Source organism: Paenibacillus sp. MT86, assembly GCF_058792535.1.
The window spans coordinates 2,191,854-2,209,939 of sequence record NZ_CM179499.1 but is presented as its reverse complement, the minus strand read 5'-3'; the positions used below and the strand labels follow the sequence as shown (position 1 = coordinate 2,209,939).

Sequence of the window (18,086 nt, the reverse complement as noted above, 5' to 3'; positions counted from 1 at the left end):
CCTCCTTATGGTATAACAAATGCCATAAATTACTTACAATACTACATTCCATTTTTTACCTCCGCTATGAAAACGGGTTTGACTTTCATATAGTCATCATGCAAAAAGAGGCCCGCCTGAGACGGGCTCAGGCAGACCTTTTTCCTTTAAGCTTGATCGGAGATAAAGTGACTCTTCTCCCCGATATGATAGACATGCAGTTTATGCATGGCACGCGTACATGCCGTGTAGAACAGCTTACGATCGCTTTCCCGGTGGTACACGTCCTCGGCGCCGTTATAGATAATCACCGCGTCAAACTCCACGCCTTTGGCCAAGTAGGCGGGAACCACCAGCGTTCCCTTTTCAAAGGCCGGCGTGGTTTTGGTGATTAAGCGGGCGGAGATATCCGCCGACAGCTGCTGATGTACGCGCCTGCTCTCCTCTTCTGTCCGGCAGATCACCGCAACGTATTGGAATCCCTGCTCATGAAGCTCGCGGATATCGGATACGATCGCGCCATGAAGTTCTTCTTCATCGTTCACCCGAACGACTCGAGGAGCTTCGCCTTGCCGGTTGAAAGGAACGATCCGCTCCCCGCCCGGTATCATTTGTCGCGTGAAGTTAACGATTTCATACGTCGACCGGTAGCTTTGGGTCAGATTAATGACCTCCGTATCCTCTTCGCCATACAGACTCACCAGATTCTCCAAGCTTCCGAGTGCCTCTCCATGAGCATAAATGGCTTGGTTGAGGTCCCCCAGCACCGTCATTTTGGCCCGCGGGAACAAACGCTTCAGGAACTCCAGCTGAAATGCGGAATAATCCTGAACTTCATCGACAATGACATGGCGTATCGACGTATTCGTACGGAACCCTTGCAGCAGTTCCTTCAAATAGAGAAACGGCGTGGCGTCTTCGTAAAGCAATGCTTTGTCGTCCAGGGACGCAACGGTAAGATTGCATATTTCATCCCAATGTTCAGGGAGCGTCTCCAAATTTCCCGCCGCCCGGCGGAATAAGGATTCGTCCGTGTACAATTTACGGTACATACCCTTGACGTCCACATACCGGAACCGCTTGATCCAACGTCGAAGCGGCTTGAGCCGGCTGCTGACCACCATTTTCGCAAGGACGTCTTTTTCCTTATCGAAATCGTCAAACGTGTCTGCCTTCCGGTTTTGCTTGCGTCTCATCGTTTGAAAGGCCCGTTGGTAATCTTCCGTATCCAGCAGCTGAATTTGCTCTTCTACCCACGGGGCATCTTTCTCGGTCTGGGCAAACTCCGACAGGCGCTTAAGCATCCATTCCTTCATCAGATCAATGCGGCCAGCGAGCTTAACCGCCGAATCATAGCCATAGAACTGCGATGCCATCTCCTCCGAGCTGACAATCACCTTCCCCTGGAATACGACCGGCTTAAAGAGCATGCCTCCCTTTTCCAGCAGCTCCTTGTATCGTCTGATGGTGTCCAGATAAGCCCCCGAGGATTTATACGATATGCTCTCCAAGCGTGCCCGGTAACGCGGCGAATCATCCGCGTTCAACAGGGTTTCCGTCTGAGTGAACACGTCTTCGAGATCGAACTCCTTACCGAGCCGGTGCTCCAGATAGGACTGGAAGGTCGTCTGCTGCATATTGTCCTCGCCGAGCTCGGGAAGCACCGTGGACACATAGCTGTTGAACAGCGGATTCGGGGAGAACAGGATCATCTGGTCGGCCCGGAGCGTCTCCCGGTACTTGTACAGCAGATAAGCCACCCTTTGCAGTGCAGCCGAGGTCTTTCCGCTTCCGGCAGCCCCCTGCACGATCAGCATGCGGGTTTTGTCATTTCGGATGACCGCGTTCTGTTCCTTCTGAATCGTAGCCACGATACTCTTCATGCGGTCATCCGCGCTATGGCTGAGCACCTGCTGCAGCAGTTCATCTCCGATGGTCACGCCGGTATCGAACAGCACCTTGATCTCGCCGTGATGGATAACGAATTGGCGCTTAAGCAGCATTTCGCCCTTGACCGTACCCGAAGGCGTCTCATATTGGGCAGGGCCCGGCGCACCGTCGTAATACAGGCTCGAGATCGGTGCGCGCCAGTCGTAAACCAGAAACGTCTCCATCTTTTCGTCCAAAAAAGAACCTGTTCCCAAATAAATGGTTTCCGTCTCCGCAGTTCCATCCTCCTGAAAGTCAATGCGTCCGAAGTATGGGGATTCCACCAGCTTCCTGTACTTTTTAAGCAGCTTGCTGGACTGCAGATGAGCATGCTCGCGTTCGGCGAGCACCTGCGACTGCTGTCTCAGGTTGGTGGACGTTTCGCCCAAATCGTCCGGGTTGCTGAAGTTTACCGTAACTTCGTCCCAGAAGTCCTTCCGCATGTCAATGACGACTTCACGGATATCGCCGACGCTCGCTTCCAGCTGGGATATTTTATTTCCGATTTTTGCTGTTACTTCCGTTACCCGCGCCTGTTCCTCTTTCCAATCTTGATCGCTGATAGCCATTTGTTCATCCCCCTAATATACCGGTTGACAGCGTTATTTAATCGTGATAAAATACAATTGTGATATTCTAACCACATATCAATAATTTAATGACAAAGCATTGTTAATTATAGCAAGCTGCCGTACATAATTCAACATGGAATTTCAGTAACCGACCCGCCGGGGCGGTTTTTTTATGTTCATATACCATACCATTCCCGAGCCTCAAATGCCAAACTTGCTGCTTGCTGAGATGTATAAAAACAGCCGATCAAATGTGAAATCTTGATCGGCATCCTCATGGCGAGCTCCCTTATTTTCGCAGCCACGAGAACATGGCATCCTCTTGCTCCTTATCATCCACGACTCGGCTGATTTGATCCGCCACCCGATTCAACCGGTCAAGCTGATAGCCGTAGTCGTACATGGAGGCGGCCACCACCGCCAGCCGGAGTCCGCCGGGATTTGAGCCGGGCCCGCACATCACCTGCTCCATGAAAGCTTCATTGTTCTCCGCCATGGTCTCGGCCTCATCCTCGTTCGGCTTAAGTTTATCTTCGAATTTCCACAAAATATGCTCATGGTACTTCATTAACCGCTCCAGATTGTGATCAAACTGTTCGTCGATTTCATCGGATCGATCCGCCTGGAAATAGTGGTTCTCCACCGCATCCAGCACTTCATACCCCTTGCGAAGGGATTGGAGCAGCTGCTTATACACCACGAGCTGTCTTGCTTGACTGTATTTCGCCCGCTTCAGCTTCTTCTGCTCTTCCTCAAACAAATTGTATTTGTCGGACAACGATTTGATGGCCGATTCCAGTTCTTTCTTCTCCGCACGGTAGACCGAATCCTTCATTTCATGGGAGATCGCCGTGCGCAGCAGCAGCGACATTTTGCCAAATACAATATGAATCCGCGTGATGTACTGTTCCTTCGGTTTCGGTGGAAACACAAGAATATTGATGAGGAATGCAGATATGATGCCGATAATCGTCAGAATAAAGCGATTGAGGGCAAAGTCCCATTGTCCGGAAGCTTCCATCACGGATATGACCGTAACAAGCGTAAGTCCGATGGTCTCGCCCATTTTCAGCTTCATGCAAATCATGATCACTAGAATACAGACCAAACCGACGGAAATCGGTTGATTCGATAAAAAATACCCTCCGAGCATGGCCAGAATCGCACCGAGCGTACTGGTCTGCAGCTGGTCCAGAAAATATCTCCACGACCTGTATATCGATGGCTGCATCGCGAAAATCGCGGCGATGGCGGCTACGACAGGTGATTTAAAGTCAAACAGCATGGCTAAATAAAGAGCCAGCGTCACGGCTAGGCCGGTTTTGAACATTCTTGCTCCAAACGCCACGGACAGCCCTCCTTACGCAACCCAACTTCACGTCTATGCCTACACACCATGATTCATACTCCTCCGTTTGAACCGCTATTACATGAATTACCCTTACGCTTCCAATGTTATGCAGTCTCTTCATTGACATCATCCGGGTCGGCCCGCTTCCCCATCCTTTTCTCGTAAGATCGGATCACGAACCCAAGCCAAGCGCAAGAAGCCAGATATCCGCCAACGATATCGCTCGGGTAATGGACGCCGAGATAGATTCGACTAAGTCCGATGCTTAGAATCATCGCGATGGAAACGGCAATCAACGTCCCTCTCCCCGCTCTGCTGTCAATATGTCTCCACAACAAGTAAGCGAGCACGCTGTAGAACGAGAAGGCCCCCATCGAATGGCCGCTGGGATAGCTGTATCCCGTAATTTCGATCAGACGATTAATGTCCGGCCTTGCACGTTGAAACACCCATTTTAATAATAAATTCAGAATAGATGAACCGAAGACGACCACAATAAGGAGAAGAATCTCCTTGCGGTGGCCCAGAATCCAATATAGCACGGCGATCACGATCAGGCTTAACACGATCACCGGTCCGATGGAGCCTATGAACGACAGCCCGATGGCAATATCCGTAAGCAGCGGATGTTCAAGGGCTTGTACCGTCGTAATGATCGCCAAATCAAGCGCTGCCAGGCTTTCCCGCTTTACCAGCGCCGCCAGAATGACAAAGCCGATGAAGCTGATCATCGATATGAGGAATATCCAGCGTTGTCTTCCTGAAGCAGGGTATATCTTCTCTCCGCTCAACTCTCTGTTCTCCTTTGACCTTGTTTCGAAACCGTGCGATTTGGTGAAAACAAGATAATATCATTTTCCTGTCATAAAGGAAAGTCCCAAAGGGATTACATGACAAATATCCCGTAGTCTATGTCAAAATCGCAGGGATTACTCTTTACGAGAATATATACCCAAAAGAAAAGGAGCATGTCATGATGAAGGTCCTAGTGGCCGGCGCGAACGGCCAGATTGGCAAACAGCTTACGTTTCTCCTGCATGAGCATGATGCCTATAGCGTAAAAGCCATGGTGCGTTATCGCGAATTTGGAAGGATCGGTCAAGGAACTGGCGGAAGCAGCACGAGATTGCCAGGCAGTGGTATTCACGGCTGGTTCTGGCGGAGCTACCGGATACGACAAAACGCTGCTGATCGATCTGGACGGAGCCGTCAAGATGGTGGAAGCTGCCGAAGAGGCGAAGGTCCCGCGCTTTGTGATGGTTAGCGCGATTGGGGCCCATCATCGAGAATCTTGGAACGGGGACATCAAACCGTATTATGCCGCCAAGCATTACGCGGATCGAATGCTTCGTCACAGCAGCCTCTCCTATACGATCATTCGTCCGGGAGGACTTTTGAATGAGCCTGGTACCGGCCGCATTACGGCTGCGGAGAATATCAAGGGCGGCTCGATTCCGCGCGAGGATGTGGCGAAAACGATCTTGTTGGCGCTGGACGAAGAACATACCTTCCGGCGTTCCTTCGACCTGATTTCAGGTGAAACGCCTATCTCGGAAGCTCTATCGTCACTCTAAGAGCAATTCATATTCAAAAGCAAAATCGCCCCTCAAGCAAAAGCGATACCTTCGTATCTGCTAATGCTTAAGGGGCGATCTTCTATTCGAAGCAGGACCGGATCGCAAAATAAAGAGACATAGGGGAACTCCTTCTCGTTACGCACTCAACCGATCCTGGCATTTACGCGCCTGTCTTGTGCAGCATTCGGCTTCGCAGTATGTCTTTTACGGCATCCACCGCTTCTTCTACCCGATCTACCGCTACAACGATAGGAGCGTTGTCCTCATATTGACTGAAGGAGTAATTATATTTGGGATCATAATAATGCTCAAGCAGCAGCTGTATTCCCTGAGCATACCTTCCCTCCTCCAAAGACTTGCCAATTTCCGCGGCGATCGGAGTGTGGATTCGGTTCTTGATTAATTGAAAGGCTGCCAAATATTGCTCTTTATAAGCCGCAGGGCTGTAATCCTCCAGTATCTGGCGAACACGCTCCGCCATCGGCAATTCCAACACGATGGCTGCCCCCGACTCCTTCTTCTTCATTAGGAAATCGGGAACGACGATTTTGCCGATCCGTTTGCTCTCGGCCTCAAATAACAAATAAGGCGAATTTTCCAATTGCTTCAGCCGTTCAACCAACTCCGCATCGAAAGTCTTCTGATTGTTGGACGGCAGTCCGATATGCCCGAAGATCGAGCCGCGGTGGCCTGCGAGCCCTTCCAGGTCCACGACGGGGTAGCCTTCCTGCTGAAGCTGCCTTAGCACTGCCGTCTTGCCCGTACCCGTCAATCCGTGAAGGACAAACGCTTCCGCATCCAGACTCTTCTGCTCAAGCGTATCCAGCACATACTTCCGGTAAGCCTTAATCCCGCCCGTAATCCGATTGACATGGATATCCATCAGGGACAGCACCGTTGCAGCCGTTCGGCTGCGCATGCCGCCGCGCCAGCAATAGACCGCCTTATCTCCTTCGATCTCTTTGAACTGCTTCACGAAGCTGGGTAGCTTGGCCGACATGATGGCGAGCCCCCGCTCTTTGGCGGCATCCACGCTCACCTGCTTGTAAATCGTCCCGATCTCCGCCCGTTCTTCATCATTGAAGACCGGAATGTTCAGACTGCCCGGAATGGTGGAGTCCTTGTATTCCGAAGGGGAACGGACATCAATCAAAGTAATCTTCTTGCTGTTTTGCAGTTCCAATAATTCTTTTACGGTGATGTCTTGAAACATGTCTGTTCGCTCCTTTATGGTTACACAAACAAAACCCGGCTCATGTTACGCCTCAACGACAATGCGATTCGGATGGTCATGTACGACTTCTCCGATTCTGCCGGCTTCCAGCCCGGCTTGGCGAAGCTCTGCCAGTAATGGTTCGGCCTGCGAGCCGTCAACGGCAATGAGGAGTCCCCCTGACGTCACGGCATCGCACAATATCCATTTATCGATCTGGTCCATGCCATCCGGGAAATCCACGTCGTCTTTCACGTGTTCATAATTGTTTTTGGTGCCGCCCGGAATGACGCCCCCGTCGGCCATTTCCCGAACCCGTTCCAGAACGGGAACGGAAGGCTTTGAAATCCGGATGCCCGTGCCGCTGCCTTTGGCCATTTCGAGCGCATGGCCAAGGAGACCGAACCCCGTCACGTCGGTGCAGGCATGCACATCGTAAGGCTCCATCGTCTCGGCAGCCGTTTTGTTCAGTGCCGCCATGACGGCGGTAACGCGGCGAATCTCATCTTCAGTTAAGAGATCCTTCTTAATGGAGCTCGTCAGGATGCCCACGCCAATCGGCTTCGTCAGAATCAAGGCATCGCCCGGCTTGGCTCCGGCATTGGTTCTTACCCGGTCCGGGTGAACGGTCCCCGTTACGGCAAGGCCGAACTTCGGCTCTTTGTCATCGATGGAGTGTCCGCCAACCAGGGTAACCCCCGCTTCCTTCAATTTATCTCCTGCACCTCTCAAAATATCCGTCAAGACCTGCTTGTCCAGCGTCGAAATCGGGAATGCTACGATATTCAAAGCGGTCAGCGGTTTGCCGCCCATGGCATAGATATCGCTGATGGCATTCGCCGCGGCCACCTGACCGAAATCATAAGGGTCATCCACGATCGGCGTAAAGAAATCGACGGTCTGCACCATGGCCAGATCATCCGTGAGACGGTATACGCCCGCATCATCGCTGGTATCCAGACCAACCAATAAATTAGGATTCGGCTCGGCTTGCGGAAGCTTGCGGATGACCTGCGCCAGATCGGCAGGTCCGATCTTGCAGCCGCAGCCACCTTTGGAGGAATACGAGGTTAGTTTTATTTTGTCCGATTGACTCATCACGGATCTTCCCTTCGTCTTAAGAGTGATTTTAGGCAAAGCACATGCAACAACCCCGGCGTGGATGCTTGGATAACGTCTCATCTACACCGGGGATCATCTGATATTCATCCGTTTAGCTAACACTTGTTCAAGCACACAATATCTATATTATATGGAATCGGCTGCTTCAAGTCTAACGGTCTTCCTATTTCTTGCAATTACCGGGAATATCTTTCTGCAATCTGCCGGCAATGTGATATACTATTTGATTGGATATGTAAATAATTTCACGATACATCGGGGGAGTACGGATTATGAATCACTCAAGCGACGGTGGAAGGGCCTTGAATCATACGGATCGCAGAAGAACCGTCTGGCTCATCACCATCTTCATCATCATAGCAGCAACAGGCCTTACCTATGTGAAGTGGTGGCCTTACTACGATAAAGCGCTCAAAGCTATTATGGAACACAGCATCGGCTCTTCCATATTAGGCATGGATCCGGCCGATGCCGCCCCTTCTTGGCAGGCAGCCTGGAATTATGCGCTCACCTATTTTAAAGCGGTTTGGAAAGCGGCGGTGCTCGGCATTCTGCTCGGGACTCTGGTCCAGTCGCTGCTGCCATCCCAATGGCTGCTTCGGGTCCTTGGCAAAACGACCTTCGGCAGCACGGCGATTGGAGGAATCGCCTCCATTCCGGGCATGATGTGCTCCTGCTGCGCCGCACCGATCGCGATCGGTCTGCGCAAGAAAAAGGTGTCGGTCGGCTCTGCTCTCGCGTTCTGGATCGGCAATCCAACCATCAATCCGGCAACGCTCGTCTTCATGACGTTTGTTTTATCATGGAAATTCACCGTGCTGCGATTGATCTTCGGCATCCTGCTAACCTTCGGCGTCAGCTACCTGGCAAACCGCTTCGCCAAGGAAGCGGATCCCGTGGAGATCGATGCGCCTCAGAGCACGGATCAAACCGATGAGCGTCCGCTGTGGAAACGCTGGTTAACCAGCATCGGGCAGATGCTGGTTCGGGTGGTCCCGGCTTACTTTATAGCCGTGCTGCTCCTTGGCGCCATGCAGGCATGGATGTTCCCGCATTTGGGAGCGGCAGCGGGGAACACGCTCTTGGCCGTCATCTTCTTCTCCGTGATGGGAATGCTGTTCGTCATTCCGACCGCGGCGGAAATCCCGATCATCCAGGCCTTTATGGCAGCGGGCCTGGGGGCGGGTCCGGCCGCGGCGCTGCTTCTGACGCTGCCGGCTGTCAGTCTTCCGTCTCTGCTTATGGTGAGGCGTTCATTCCCTAAAAGAGTTTTGTGGTTTGTTACTGCCTCCGTCGTCCTGCTTGGGATTCTTTGCGGCGTGGCGGGAATGCTGATTCTGTAGGCAGGAACCACTTTTCCGTTTATATTTTCAATTTTTATTTTTTCTTAAGGTAAACCATAGGCTTATCTGGTAAAGTGATAAAAGAATGAACAACTCATTATTATATGCAGTCGAAGGGAGTCAATCATTACATGAAAGATAACGATTTGCAGCCAAACCATCCGGGACAGCCCGAGGATGATCAGGGACAAGCCCAAGAGAAAGAGAATAACCAACAAGATCAAGGCGGCTTGCCTCATGAAGAAGAAAGAATAGATTCCACCTATCCGGAGTCCGACGAGCTGTACAAGGATGAGAACGAACACCCAGCCGTTATGCATTCGGGAGATCAACCGCATTACGATGAACAGCCACCTGCAGATGGCGGCGGCAACGGAAGCAAAGGCTGGATGATCGCGTCGCTGGTTTTGGCGGCTGCCTTAATCGTCGTCCTGATCGTACCTCCGTTTGCCAAGGGATCCGGCAATGAAGCTATAGCTAAAGTCAACGACGTTAACATTACCAAGGATAATCTGTACGATGAGCTTGTCAGCGTAGGCGGCAAACAAACGCTGAATTCCATGATTACAGAGGAATTGATCCAGCAGGAACTGAAGAACAAGTCCATTACGGTGACCGATGCCGATGTGAATAAAGAAGTGGATGCGCTGAAGGCCTCCTTCCCTTCCGAGGAACAATTCAATATGGCTCTGCAGCAAAACGGCATGACGCTCGACAACCTGAAGGAGCAGACCAAAACCCAGGTTGAGCTTAAAAAGCTGATGGCCGACAAAATCAAGGTAACCGACGAAGAAGTCAAAGAAGTGTATGACCAAAACAAAGAAAGCTTCGCAACGCCTGAGCAGGTTCGCGCTTCCCACATCCTCGTTGAGACCAAGGAAGAAGCCGAAGCCATCGTGAAGCAGCTGAAGGAAGGCGCTGACTTCGCAACGATTGCTAAAGAGAAAAACCAGGATGCAACCAAGGATACCGGCGGCGACCTGAATTTCTTCGGACGCGGCGAAATGGACCCCGCATTTGAAGAAGCGGCGTTCAAACTGAAGAAAGATGAAATCAGCGAACCGGTGAAGAGCTCCTTCGGATACCACATCATCAAGGTTACCGATCGTAAGGAAGCAACGAATCCTACCTTGGAAGACAAGAAGGAAGAAATCCGCAGCCAGCTTGAGAACCAAAAGGTCTATGCCGAATCCACAGCCTACATTCAAGAGCTGAAGGATAAAGCTACCATCACGAATACCCTGGAAGAAGCTCCTGCTGAAGCTCCAGCAGAAGCACCGGCAGATGCTACAGAGACACCTTAACACCTGCTGCGCCTTGAACACCAGGCAAAGCCCCTACCCTCGCGGTACGGGGCTTTTTTTTCATGCAAAATAAAAAGTTCTTTAAACCCCAAGCAAAACATGTTAGAATGTAAGCGTTATCAAATGTTGATCTTGGAAAAGGGGGAAGCAGAATGATGAAGCACGTATCGGAATCCCGCAACATGTATGAGGACTTCGTGGTGGAGACAGACATTCTGTTCTTTAAAACCGGATCGCACGGTTTGGTCAGCTTTCACGGCAGGAACTATAATATTAAAAAGAGAATGACTGCCGAAAAAATCGCATCCCTGCTGTCCGGTAAACAGTTCTATCATGTCGGCGGCAACTGCTACGTCAACGTAGACAAAATAACTACGGTAGAGCAAGGCATCGTTTATTTCGGGGAAAAGGCGCCTTCCGCTAAACATCTTCGCATTCCCAGATGGAAGCAGGAATCGCTGAAGCGCCTGGTTGCTGAAGTCAAACAGCCGGTTTGAGCGAGCAGCGGCGTATACCTAATCTGGCGCAGGACAAGAGAAGATCCCGTATCCGTTACATTCGGAGGCGGGATCTTCTTGCGTTGGCATGATTTTAGCAGCCTTTTTGTTCTTGGCGTCTGTTCTACATAGATACGTTAGCGACGCGGACGATTTCCTTCCCCAACGCGCTTCGGGTATATATGAACAACCCACATTATGGTAATATCGAATAAAATCTTATGTACATTCAAAAAGGAGTGGTCATGCATCGAATCCTATTTTGATCCGCAATACCCGGAAGCGTTTGCTGCCTTTTCCGTTGAACATTGGATAGCCATTGGCATATGCATCATCCTTGGCCTGCTGCTGTACCTGTTCAGGACTGCCATCGCCTCCAAGCCTTCTCTGCAAAAGACCGTAAGATGGGGCTTGCTCGCTGCCCTTGCGTTGCCAGAAGCTTCCCTTCATGTCTGGTATGTGTCAACGGGAATATGGGATCCAGCCACTTCGCTTCCCTTGGAGTTGTGCAGTCTGACCCTGTTCCTTTCCATCGCCATCCTGCTTACGGATAAACGCCGCTTATACCCGCTGGTTTACTTTGCGGGAATCGGGGGAGCCCTGCAAGCTGTATTAACCCCTAATTTGGGATACCCTTTTCCGCACTTCCGGTTCTTTCATTTCTTTGTTGTCCATATCGCGATCATCATGACGGCATTGTATATGACATGGGTTCGGGGGTACCGTCCCACCTGGAAATCCATCGCCTGGACGATGGTCTTTCTTAACGTGTCCGCACTTTTAGTCGGTCTGGTCAACCTCGCTGTCGGTTCGAACTATATGTTCCTGATGCGCAAGCCGGATACGGCTTCGCTGCTCGATCTGCTGGGGCCGCATCCCGTTTATATTGTTGTAGAAGAACTTATCGCGTTATCGCTGTTTATCCTCATGCATCTCGCCTTCTTCGTCATCCCGGATCGGATGAGGCGCAGCCGCCGACGCAAACACGAGCGGGCTTCCTTGTCTTCGACAGGCGGTTGAACAAGGCATCATACAAACATAAAGCGTATGGATCGTTAACACCCCTGTCGTTTCGGGTGCTTCCATCCATACGCTTTTTTAAGGAAGGGGTCCTTCCCCTAATTCTTAAGATACAAACGGGAGCTTGCCTCCCAAATCTCGCCCGGCGCCAAACCGAACAAACCGATCTCGTCCGCAGGCAAGTCCGTGTTCGGTGCATTAACCAGGTTGATCTGCGGTTCAGGACAGAAAAATTTGCGGGACGCTTTGCTGTTCCATACCATCCACTGCTTATACGAGTTGCCGACATCGTAAACGAATGTTTTGCCTAGCTTGGTATCCGTCAGCTCCATGCGGTTTCTGCCGTTTTGCGGAACGGCCGTATAATGGTTGTCCATCGAATCGAAATAGGGATTCACGCCGCTCGTGCGAAGCAGCTTTTCTTCTGCCGTCAGCGCTTGGAACTTGCCGGTCGGCAGCATCCGGTCGCTCATCTCCCACCGCTCGCCAATGGTGATTCTCACGACGCAATCATCCGCCGTGCTTTCCGGGGCAAAGGGAGCATTGATCGCCGTATGAAAGGCAAGTAGGCACGGCATGCTGCTGGTACCCTGATTCCGTATAAACACATGCTGGGCCAAGCCGTCCTGATTCAGCGTGTAGCGAAGCCGGAAGGTGAAGCGATGCGGAAGCATGGCGTACACCGGATGATGCTCATCAACCGTGACGGAGACCACCACATAACTCTCGGTCTCGCTGCTGCCATAATCCTCGACACTCCAAGGGGTCGTATGTAAAAAACCATGGAGGTGATTGCCCGTCTCTTCTTCATTTACCGGGAATTGATAGGTTTGTCCGTTCCAAGGAAACCGTCCGTCCTCATATCGGTTAGGCGGAAACAGAACAGGAATGCCGTGAACGCCCGGACTGGCTTTGAACGCTTCCATTTCGTTCTCTTCCGGCTCGCGTAGGAACCGGTAACCGCTTACGTTATCCCTGAAAGCGATGAGATTGCCTCCGATTTCAGGCAATATCGCCGCTTCATAAGGGCCATGCTGGAGCCAAACCGCACGCTCTCCCTGATACGATCCTTCATACGCTTTGTGGTTCATCGGGTGATCTCTCCTCTCAAGTGTGAACGTATATAGATTATCATACCAGTGCCCTTACTTCTATATGTTCGGGGTAGATGGGCTGACCCATCCCCCCTCTCACGGCCGGCCGGTTAAGACGAAAGTTTGGCCTTTGAAACGTTTGGCGGAATCGGTGCCTGGGCCGGCGGTTCGTTAGCGGCCGGCTGCGCGGCCGAAGCCAGCTCCTCATCCAGTTCCCTGGTGTACTCGGTTCTCTGCTGTTCGCTCCAGCCCAGTACGGTAGCCATATAATTGATCACGGGCATCTTCCATTTTCTCGTCCAGTCGATATGAAACAAGAGAGACCCCGTGCGACGGATAAAAAAGTCGGCCGGCTTCGATGCCATCTCATGCTCAATGGCATACATCAGCGGAACCAATACCGACACCGGAAGCGCCGATGCCTCCGCCTGATCGGAGCCTTCCTTGGCCAAGCGGAACAATTCCGCTGCGTTTGAGCCGTACATTCGCGCCCAGTGCTCGGCAAGCTTACGGTCAATTCCTTGCGCCGCGCCGATCTCCGTCTGCTTGCGGACAAAATCCGGGAATTGGCTGGAACCGCCAACCTGACCGCCGGAAATCGGCAGATTTTTCGTTACGCTGGCGCCATAAGCCTTCCCGCCGCTTTCTTGAATCCGTTTCGCTACCAGGTCAACGACGGTGTCCGCCATTTTCCGATACCCGGTCAGCTTCCCTCCCGCAATGGTGATCAGGCCGGAGGGGGATTCCCAAATTTCATCCTTGCGGGAAATTTCGGACGGGCTCTTGCCTTCCTCCAGAATCAGGGGCCGGACCCCGGCCCATCCCGATTCAACGTCTGCCGGACTTAGCTTTACGCCCGGAAACATGTAATGGATGGCCTTCAAAATATAATCCCGGTCTTCCACCGTGATCAAGGGACGTACGGGATCCGCCTTATAAACCGTGTCGGTTGTGCCGACATAGGTTTTCCCGTCCCGGGGAATGGCAAACACCATCCTGCCGTCGGGCGTATCGAAGTAGACCGCCTGGCGAAGCGGGAACCTCGATTGGTCGATGACCAGATGAACCCCTTTGGTCAGCTGAAGCATTTTTCCCTTCCTGGACTTATCCATTTCGCGCACTTGGTCCACCCAAGGCCCGGCCGCATTTACGATTTTGGTGCCGGAGACGGACTTCACAGCACCGCCGAGCATATCCCTTACCGTAACCCCGGTAATCCGCCCATTCGCATCATAATTCAGCGACTCCGCCTTGGCGTAGTTAAACAGAACCGCCCCTCTGGCGGCCGCCTCCTTCATGACCTCCAGCGTCAGCCTGGCGTCGTCCGTCCGGTATTCCACGTAATAGCCGCCGCCCTTCAGGCCCTCCTGCTTCAGAAGCGGCTCCCGCTTTAACGTCTCGGAGGCGGACAGCATGGATCGCCGTTCTCCCCGCTTCACGCCGGCCAGGAAATCATACACCATCAAACCGATGGAGGTGCTAAACTTCCCGAAGGTGCCGCCCTGGTGTATCGGCAGCAGCATCCATTCCGGGGTCGTTACGTGCGGCCCGTTCTCGTACACCACGGCCCGTTCTTTGCCTACCTCGGCCACCATGCCGACTTCAAACTGCTTCAAATACCGCAGCCCGCCATGCACCAGCTTGGTGGAACGGCTGCTCGTTCCCGCGGCAAAATCCTGCATTTCCACCAGCAGCACCGACATGCCGCGCGTGACCGCATCCAGTGCAATCCCCGCTCCGGTGATTCCGCCGCCGATCACGATCAGATCGTAGGTGTCCTCTGCTATTCTTTGAAATCGATGCCCGCGGTCCAAACTTGAAAACGACTGTGACTGCTCCACATTGAATCCCTCCCAGTATGCTTTACCCTGTTTTTATCTATCGTTACCTTTCCCATGAAAAAAGACAGCAAAAAAGAGACCACGAAACACGCGGTAACAACCCCATAACATGAGGTATCCGCGCCTAGTGGTCTCTCCAAGTCTCCAGACATCTATTCACTTATTGATCATTATACCATATAAAATGCTAATGAAAAGCCATTGCCGCATAAACGGCTTTTTTCCAGCCGCTGTATAATTGCTCCCTTGCGCTTTCCTCCATGGTTGGTTTGAAGCTTTGCCCCATGCTCCACTTGCTGCATATCTCCTCCTGATCCTTCCAGAAGCCGACTGCGAGCCCTGCCAGGTAAGCTGCACCGAGCGCCGTTGTCTCCGTAATGTCCGGCACTTCCACCGGGACGTTCAGGATGTCGCTTTGGAATTCCATAAGAAAGGTGTTGGACACCGCTCCTCCATCCACCCGCAGGGATTCGATATGAAAGCCCGAATCCTCTTCCATCACGGAGAGCACATCGCGCGTTTGATATGCAAGCGACTCGAGGGTTGCACGGATGAAATGCTCCTTCGACGTGCCTCGCGTCAGGCCGAAGACCGCCCCCCGCACATCGCTGTTCCAATACGGACTGCCAAGACCGACAAAAGCCGGCACCACATAGACGCCTTCGGTGGATTGGACCCGTCTTGCATAGGGCTCGCTGTCCTTGGCTTCGCGGAACATTCGAAGCCCGTCGCGCAGCCACTGTATCGCGGAGCCCGCCACGAAGACGCTGCCCTCAAGCGCGTATTGTACGCGGCCATCCAGTCCCCAGGCGATCGTGGTGATCAGCCCATGCTCGGATTGAACCGGCTTATCGCCGGTATTCATCAGCATAAAGCTGCCTGTTCCGTAGGTCGTCTTCACCATGCCTTCGGAGAAGCAGGTCTGGCCGAACAGCGCCGCTTGCTGATCGCCGGCCGCTCCGGCAATCGGAACCTCTCGCCCGAAGAAGTGATAGGATGCCGTATTGGAATATATTTCGGATGACGGCCTGACCTCAGGCAGCATGGCCTTGGGGATGTCCAGCAGCTGCAGCAGCTCCTCATCCCATTTCAATTCGTGGATGTTATAGAGCATCGTACGCGATGCGTTGGAATAATCGGTTACATGCACCTGGCCGCCCGACAGCTTCCAGATCAGCCAGGTGTCGATGGTCCCGAATATAATCTCTCCTCGCTTGGCCCGTTCGCGCGCACCGTCCACATGATCGAGGATCCATTTGATCTTCGTTCCCGAGAAATAGGGATCGATCAGAAGTCCCGTCTTCTCCCTAACCGTGGCGTCATGGCCTGCTGCAATGAGCTCCTCGCATATGCCGGCCGTCTGGCGAGATTGCCATACGATGGCGGGATAGATCGGTTCACCGCTCTTGCGGTCCCATACCACCGCGGTCTCCCGCTGATTCGTAATTCCGATGCCGGCAATCTGCTCCGTCTTCACGCCCGCTTCGGATAAGCAAGTCGCAATGACCGCCAGAATCGAGCCCCATATTTCGTTGGCATTCTGCTCCACCCAACCGGGCTTCGGAAAATACTGCGGAAATTCCCTTTGAGCGGAGTGAACGATTTGCCCTTCGCGGTTAAACAGGATCGCGCGCGAGCTTGTCGTTCCTTGGTCAAGCGCCAGAATGTACTTCTCCAAGCATCTTCTCCCCTTTCTGCTTATGCATTTAACCAAAGATAACGTGCAGATGGAAACGTTGTCAAATCCATTATTCCATCAAAGAGAAGCCCAGCAGGTCCTGCAGCAGGACCGAAGCCGCACCCATCAGCTTGTCCTCCTCGCCCAGGGAAGCCAAGCCGAAAACCATGTCATCCTTCAGAATCGGCATCGCATGCCGGTCGATATATGCGCTGACCATGTCCAGCAATTCCGGATTACCATGCGCCAAATCCCCGCCTAATATCAACGCCTCGGGATTAAACATGTTCACCAGGTTGACGATGGCCGCCCCCAAGTGTTCGGCCACTTCTTCATTCAGATCCCTCGCCAGCTTGTCCCCCTTGCGAAGGGCTTCCTTGAATACGGACGGAACAATTTTACTGTAATCCCCTCCGCTCAGCTCCTGGATCAGCGTCGGCCTTCCCGTTGCGATTGCCGTAATAATGCGGGAATACACGGCAATCCAGCTGATATAGCTGTCGAGGCAGCCTGCATTGCCGCATTCGCAGCGGATTCCGCTGCGATTCACGCTCGTATGCCCGAACTCCCCGGCACCGCCATGCTTGCCTCTTAGGAGATGATCGTTAATCAATATACCGGAACCAAGCCCGTCCCCGATGGATATATAGATCAGATTCGCGAACGCGTAATCGCCGAACCGGCGTTCGGCAAGCACAACGGAATTCATGTCATTCTCAACCCAGGTCCGCATTCCGTAGCGGTCTTCAAATATCCGTTTCAATGGAACATTCGTCATCCGCAGTTTCGTGTTATAGTGCACGACGCCCTGGCTGTCGCTCACAATGCCGGGGACGTTAATGGAAATACCGACGCACCGTTCCAGATCCTCTTGACCTGCCATGAAATCATCCATCAGCTGCAGCAGCCGTTCGATAACCGCTTCTCCCTGGAGTCCGGCTATAGGGTGCGTTTCCTTCGCGAGCACCTTCGCCTCCAGATTCATCCGGGCCAGTATCATGACCGAATTCGTTATGCTTACGGCTAACAGGAAGTGATTATCCGGATTGAATTTAAGCAGTATGGGTTTTCTACCGCCGCTGGAGGAGCCTGTTCCAATTTCCGAAACGTAGCCTTCCCTGATCAGTTCTTGAACGGCCGATGCCACCGTGGAGGGACTCAGCTTGTTTTTTTTGGCCAGTTCGATTCTGGATATAGGGCCTTCCGTACGGATCTTGTTCAGCACCTTGGACCGGTTTAGCGCCTGGATCAGCTTGTGATTGCCTTTTTTCATATTGTTCAAGCAAGTTCAACCTTTCTATGGGTTCTTCATTGTAGTGCGACTTTCTGTATCGGAAAAATGAGGTTAGAACCACTATAACATTTTCAACAAGCGGATATAAACTTATTCCATCCATCGAAATAACATACGGCGTAAGATTTGATAATGACTCTCTCATATTGTGAAAAAAAGAATTTAAAAGGATTTGAAATCGCTATCTTGAAAAATAAACAAGGTAATTATATAATCTTTCGCAATAGAAGCTGGTTATTCTGTCAAGATAGATAGCATATGGATGTTAACTT

At 52.1% G+C, this 18,086-nt stretch carries 13 protein-coding genes and 1 pseudogene; 5 read left to right on the top strand and 9 right to left on the bottom strand.

The genetic code is table 11. The annotated features are described in order from the left end of the window. Positions 1 to 146 precede the first annotated feature (146 nt). The 3 genes from helD to AC3RCL_RS09520 all read right to left on the bottom strand — a co-directional run bounded on the left by helD (position 147) and on the right by AC3RCL_RS09520 (position 4,622). Positions 147 to 2,477: an RNA polymerase recycling motor HelD gene (helD, locus tag AC3RCL_RS09530; RefSeq protein ID WP_492535262.1), complete on the bottom strand. Its 2,331-nt coding sequence runs from the start codon at positions 2,475 to 2,477 to the stop codon at positions 147 to 149. A 292-nt stretch (positions 2,478 to 2,769) separates the two neighbouring features. Continuing rightward, on the bottom strand, positions 2,770 to 3,828 hold the full coding sequence (locus AC3RCL_RS09525) for an FUSC family protein (RefSeq protein WP_015736402.1): 1,059 nt from the start codon (positions 3,826 to 3,828) through the stop codon (positions 2,770 to 2,772). 107 nt (positions 3,829 to 3,935) lie between these two features. Then, complete coding sequence (locus tag AC3RCL_RS09520) at positions 3,936 to 4,622, bottom strand: phosphatase PAP2 family protein (protein WP_492535261.1); 687 nt, start codon at positions 4,620 to 4,622, stop codon at positions 3,936 to 3,938. A gap of 185 nt (positions 4,623 to 4,807) precedes the next feature. Between AC3RCL_RS09520 and AC3RCL_RS09515 the strand changes: the two are divergent. Continuing rightward, positions 4,808 to 5,405: pseudogene (locus AC3RCL_RS09515) on the top strand (SDR family oxidoreductase). A 163-nt stretch (positions 5,406 to 5,568) separates the two neighbouring features. Here AC3RCL_RS09515 and mnmH read toward each other — a convergent pair. Together mnmH and selD are read right to left on the bottom strand one after the other, a co-directional pair. Next, a complete protein-coding gene (gene mnmH, locus AC3RCL_RS09510) occupies positions 5,569 to 6,621 on the bottom strand; it encodes a tRNA 2-selenouridine(34) synthase MnmH (RefSeq protein WP_492535260.1) in 1,053 nt (350 codons plus the stop codon). A gap of 45 nt (positions 6,622 to 6,666) precedes the next feature. Continuing rightward, on the bottom strand, positions 6,667 to 7,719 hold the full coding sequence (selD, locus tag AC3RCL_RS09505) for a selenide, water dikinase SelD (RefSeq protein WP_277746420.1): 1,053 nt from the start codon (positions 7,717 to 7,719) through the stop codon (positions 6,667 to 6,669). A gap of 296 nt (positions 7,720 to 8,015) precedes the next feature. Between selD and AC3RCL_RS09500 the strand changes: the two genes are divergently transcribed. The 4 genes from AC3RCL_RS09500 to AC3RCL_RS09485 all read left to right on the top strand — a co-directional run bounded on the left by AC3RCL_RS09500 (position 8,016) and on the right by AC3RCL_RS09485 (position 11,907). Further along, entirely contained in the window at positions 8,016 to 9,086 is a 1,071-nt protein-coding gene (locus tag AC3RCL_RS09500; protein WP_192571237.1) for a permease, read from the top strand. A gap of 131 nt (positions 9,087 to 9,217) precedes the next feature. Further along, complete coding sequence (locus AC3RCL_RS09495) at positions 9,218 to 10,390, top strand: peptidyl-prolyl cis-trans isomerase (RefSeq protein ID WP_015736408.1); 1,173 nt, start codon at positions 9,218 to 9,220, stop codon at positions 10,388 to 10,390. Positions 10,391 to 10,542: 152 nt separating this feature from the next. Beyond that, the gene (locus AC3RCL_RS09490) at positions 10,543 to 10,887 is read left to right on the top strand and encodes a LytTR family transcriptional regulator DNA-binding domain-containing protein (protein ID WP_009590070.1); all 345 of its coding nucleotides are present in this window, start codon (positions 10,543 to 10,545) and stop codon (positions 10,885 to 10,887) included. Positions 10,888 to 11,085: 198 nt separating this feature from the next. Continuing rightward, entirely contained in the window at positions 11,086 to 11,907 is an 822-nt protein-coding gene (locus AC3RCL_RS09485; protein WP_096776749.1) for a YwaF family protein, read from the top strand. A 98-nt stretch (positions 11,908 to 12,005) separates the two neighbouring features. On the opposite strand, the gene AC3RCL_RS09480 is transcribed toward AC3RCL_RS09485, so the two are convergent. The 4 genes from AC3RCL_RS09480 to AC3RCL_RS09465 all read right to left on the bottom strand — a co-directional run bounded on the left by AC3RCL_RS09480 (position 12,006) and on the right by AC3RCL_RS09465 (position 17,793). Beyond that, positions 12,006 to 12,998, bottom strand: a complete 993-nt coding sequence (locus AC3RCL_RS09480) for an aldose 1-epimerase (RefSeq protein WP_277746423.1) — start codon at positions 12,996 to 12,998, stop codon at positions 12,006 to 12,008. 113 nt (positions 12,999 to 13,111) lie between these two features. After that, positions 13,112 to 14,842, bottom strand: coding sequence for a glycerol-3-phosphate dehydrogenase/oxidase (locus tag AC3RCL_RS09475; RefSeq protein WP_492535259.1), 1,731 nt, complete (start codon positions 14,840 to 14,842; stop codon positions 13,112 to 13,114). A gap of 187 nt (positions 14,843 to 15,029) precedes the next feature. Then, the gene (gene glpK / locus AC3RCL_RS09470) at positions 15,030 to 16,520 is read right to left on the bottom strand and encodes a glycerol kinase GlpK (protein ID WP_096776752.1); all 1,491 of its coding nucleotides are present in this window, start codon (positions 16,518 to 16,520) and stop codon (positions 15,030 to 15,032) included. Positions 16,521 to 16,590: 70 nt separating this feature from the next. After that, a complete protein-coding gene (locus tag AC3RCL_RS09465; protein WP_249732814.1) occupies positions 16,591 to 17,793 on the bottom strand; it encodes an ROK family transcriptional regulator in 1,203 nt (400 codons plus the stop codon). Positions 17,794 to 18,086: the final 293 nt, after the last annotated feature.

What these genes read in the sequence shown, in the direction of transcription:
- helD (WP_492535262.1), bottom strand. Translation starts at nt 2,477, where the DNA reads ATGGCTATCAGCGATCAAGATTGGAAAGAGGAACAGGCGCGGGTAACG.
- mnmH (WP_492535260.1), bottom strand. Translation starts at nt 6,621, where the DNA reads ATGTTTCAAGACATCACCGTAAAAGAATTATTGGAACTGCAAAACAGC.
- selD (WP_277746420.1), bottom strand. Translation starts at nt 7,719, where the DNA reads ATGAGTCAATCGGACAAAATAAAACTAACCTCGTATTCCTCCAAAGGT.
- AC3RCL_RS09500 (WP_192571237.1), top strand. Translation starts at nt 8,016, where the DNA reads ATGAATCACTCAAGCGACGGTGGAAGGGCCTTGAATCATACGGATCGC.
- AC3RCL_RS09495 (WP_015736408.1), top strand. Translation starts at nt 9,218, where the DNA reads ATGAAAGATAACGATTTGCAGCCAAACCATCCGGGACAGCCCGAGGAT.
- AC3RCL_RS09490 (WP_009590070.1), top strand. Translation starts at nt 10,543, where the DNA reads ATGATGAAGCACGTATCGGAATCCCGCAACATGTATGAGGACTTCGTG.
- AC3RCL_RS09485 (WP_096776749.1), top strand. Translation starts at nt 11,086, where the DNA reads ATGGTAATATCGAATAAAATCTTATGTACATTCAAAAAGGAGTGGTCA.
- AC3RCL_RS09480 (WP_277746423.1), bottom strand. Translation starts at nt 12,998, where the DNA reads ATGAACCACAAAGCGTATGAAGGATCGTATCAGGGAGAGCGTGCGGTT.
- AC3RCL_RS09465 (WP_249732814.1), bottom strand. Translation starts at nt 17,793, where the DNA reads ATGAAAAAAGGCAATCACAAGCTGATCCAGGCGCTAAACCGGTCCAAG.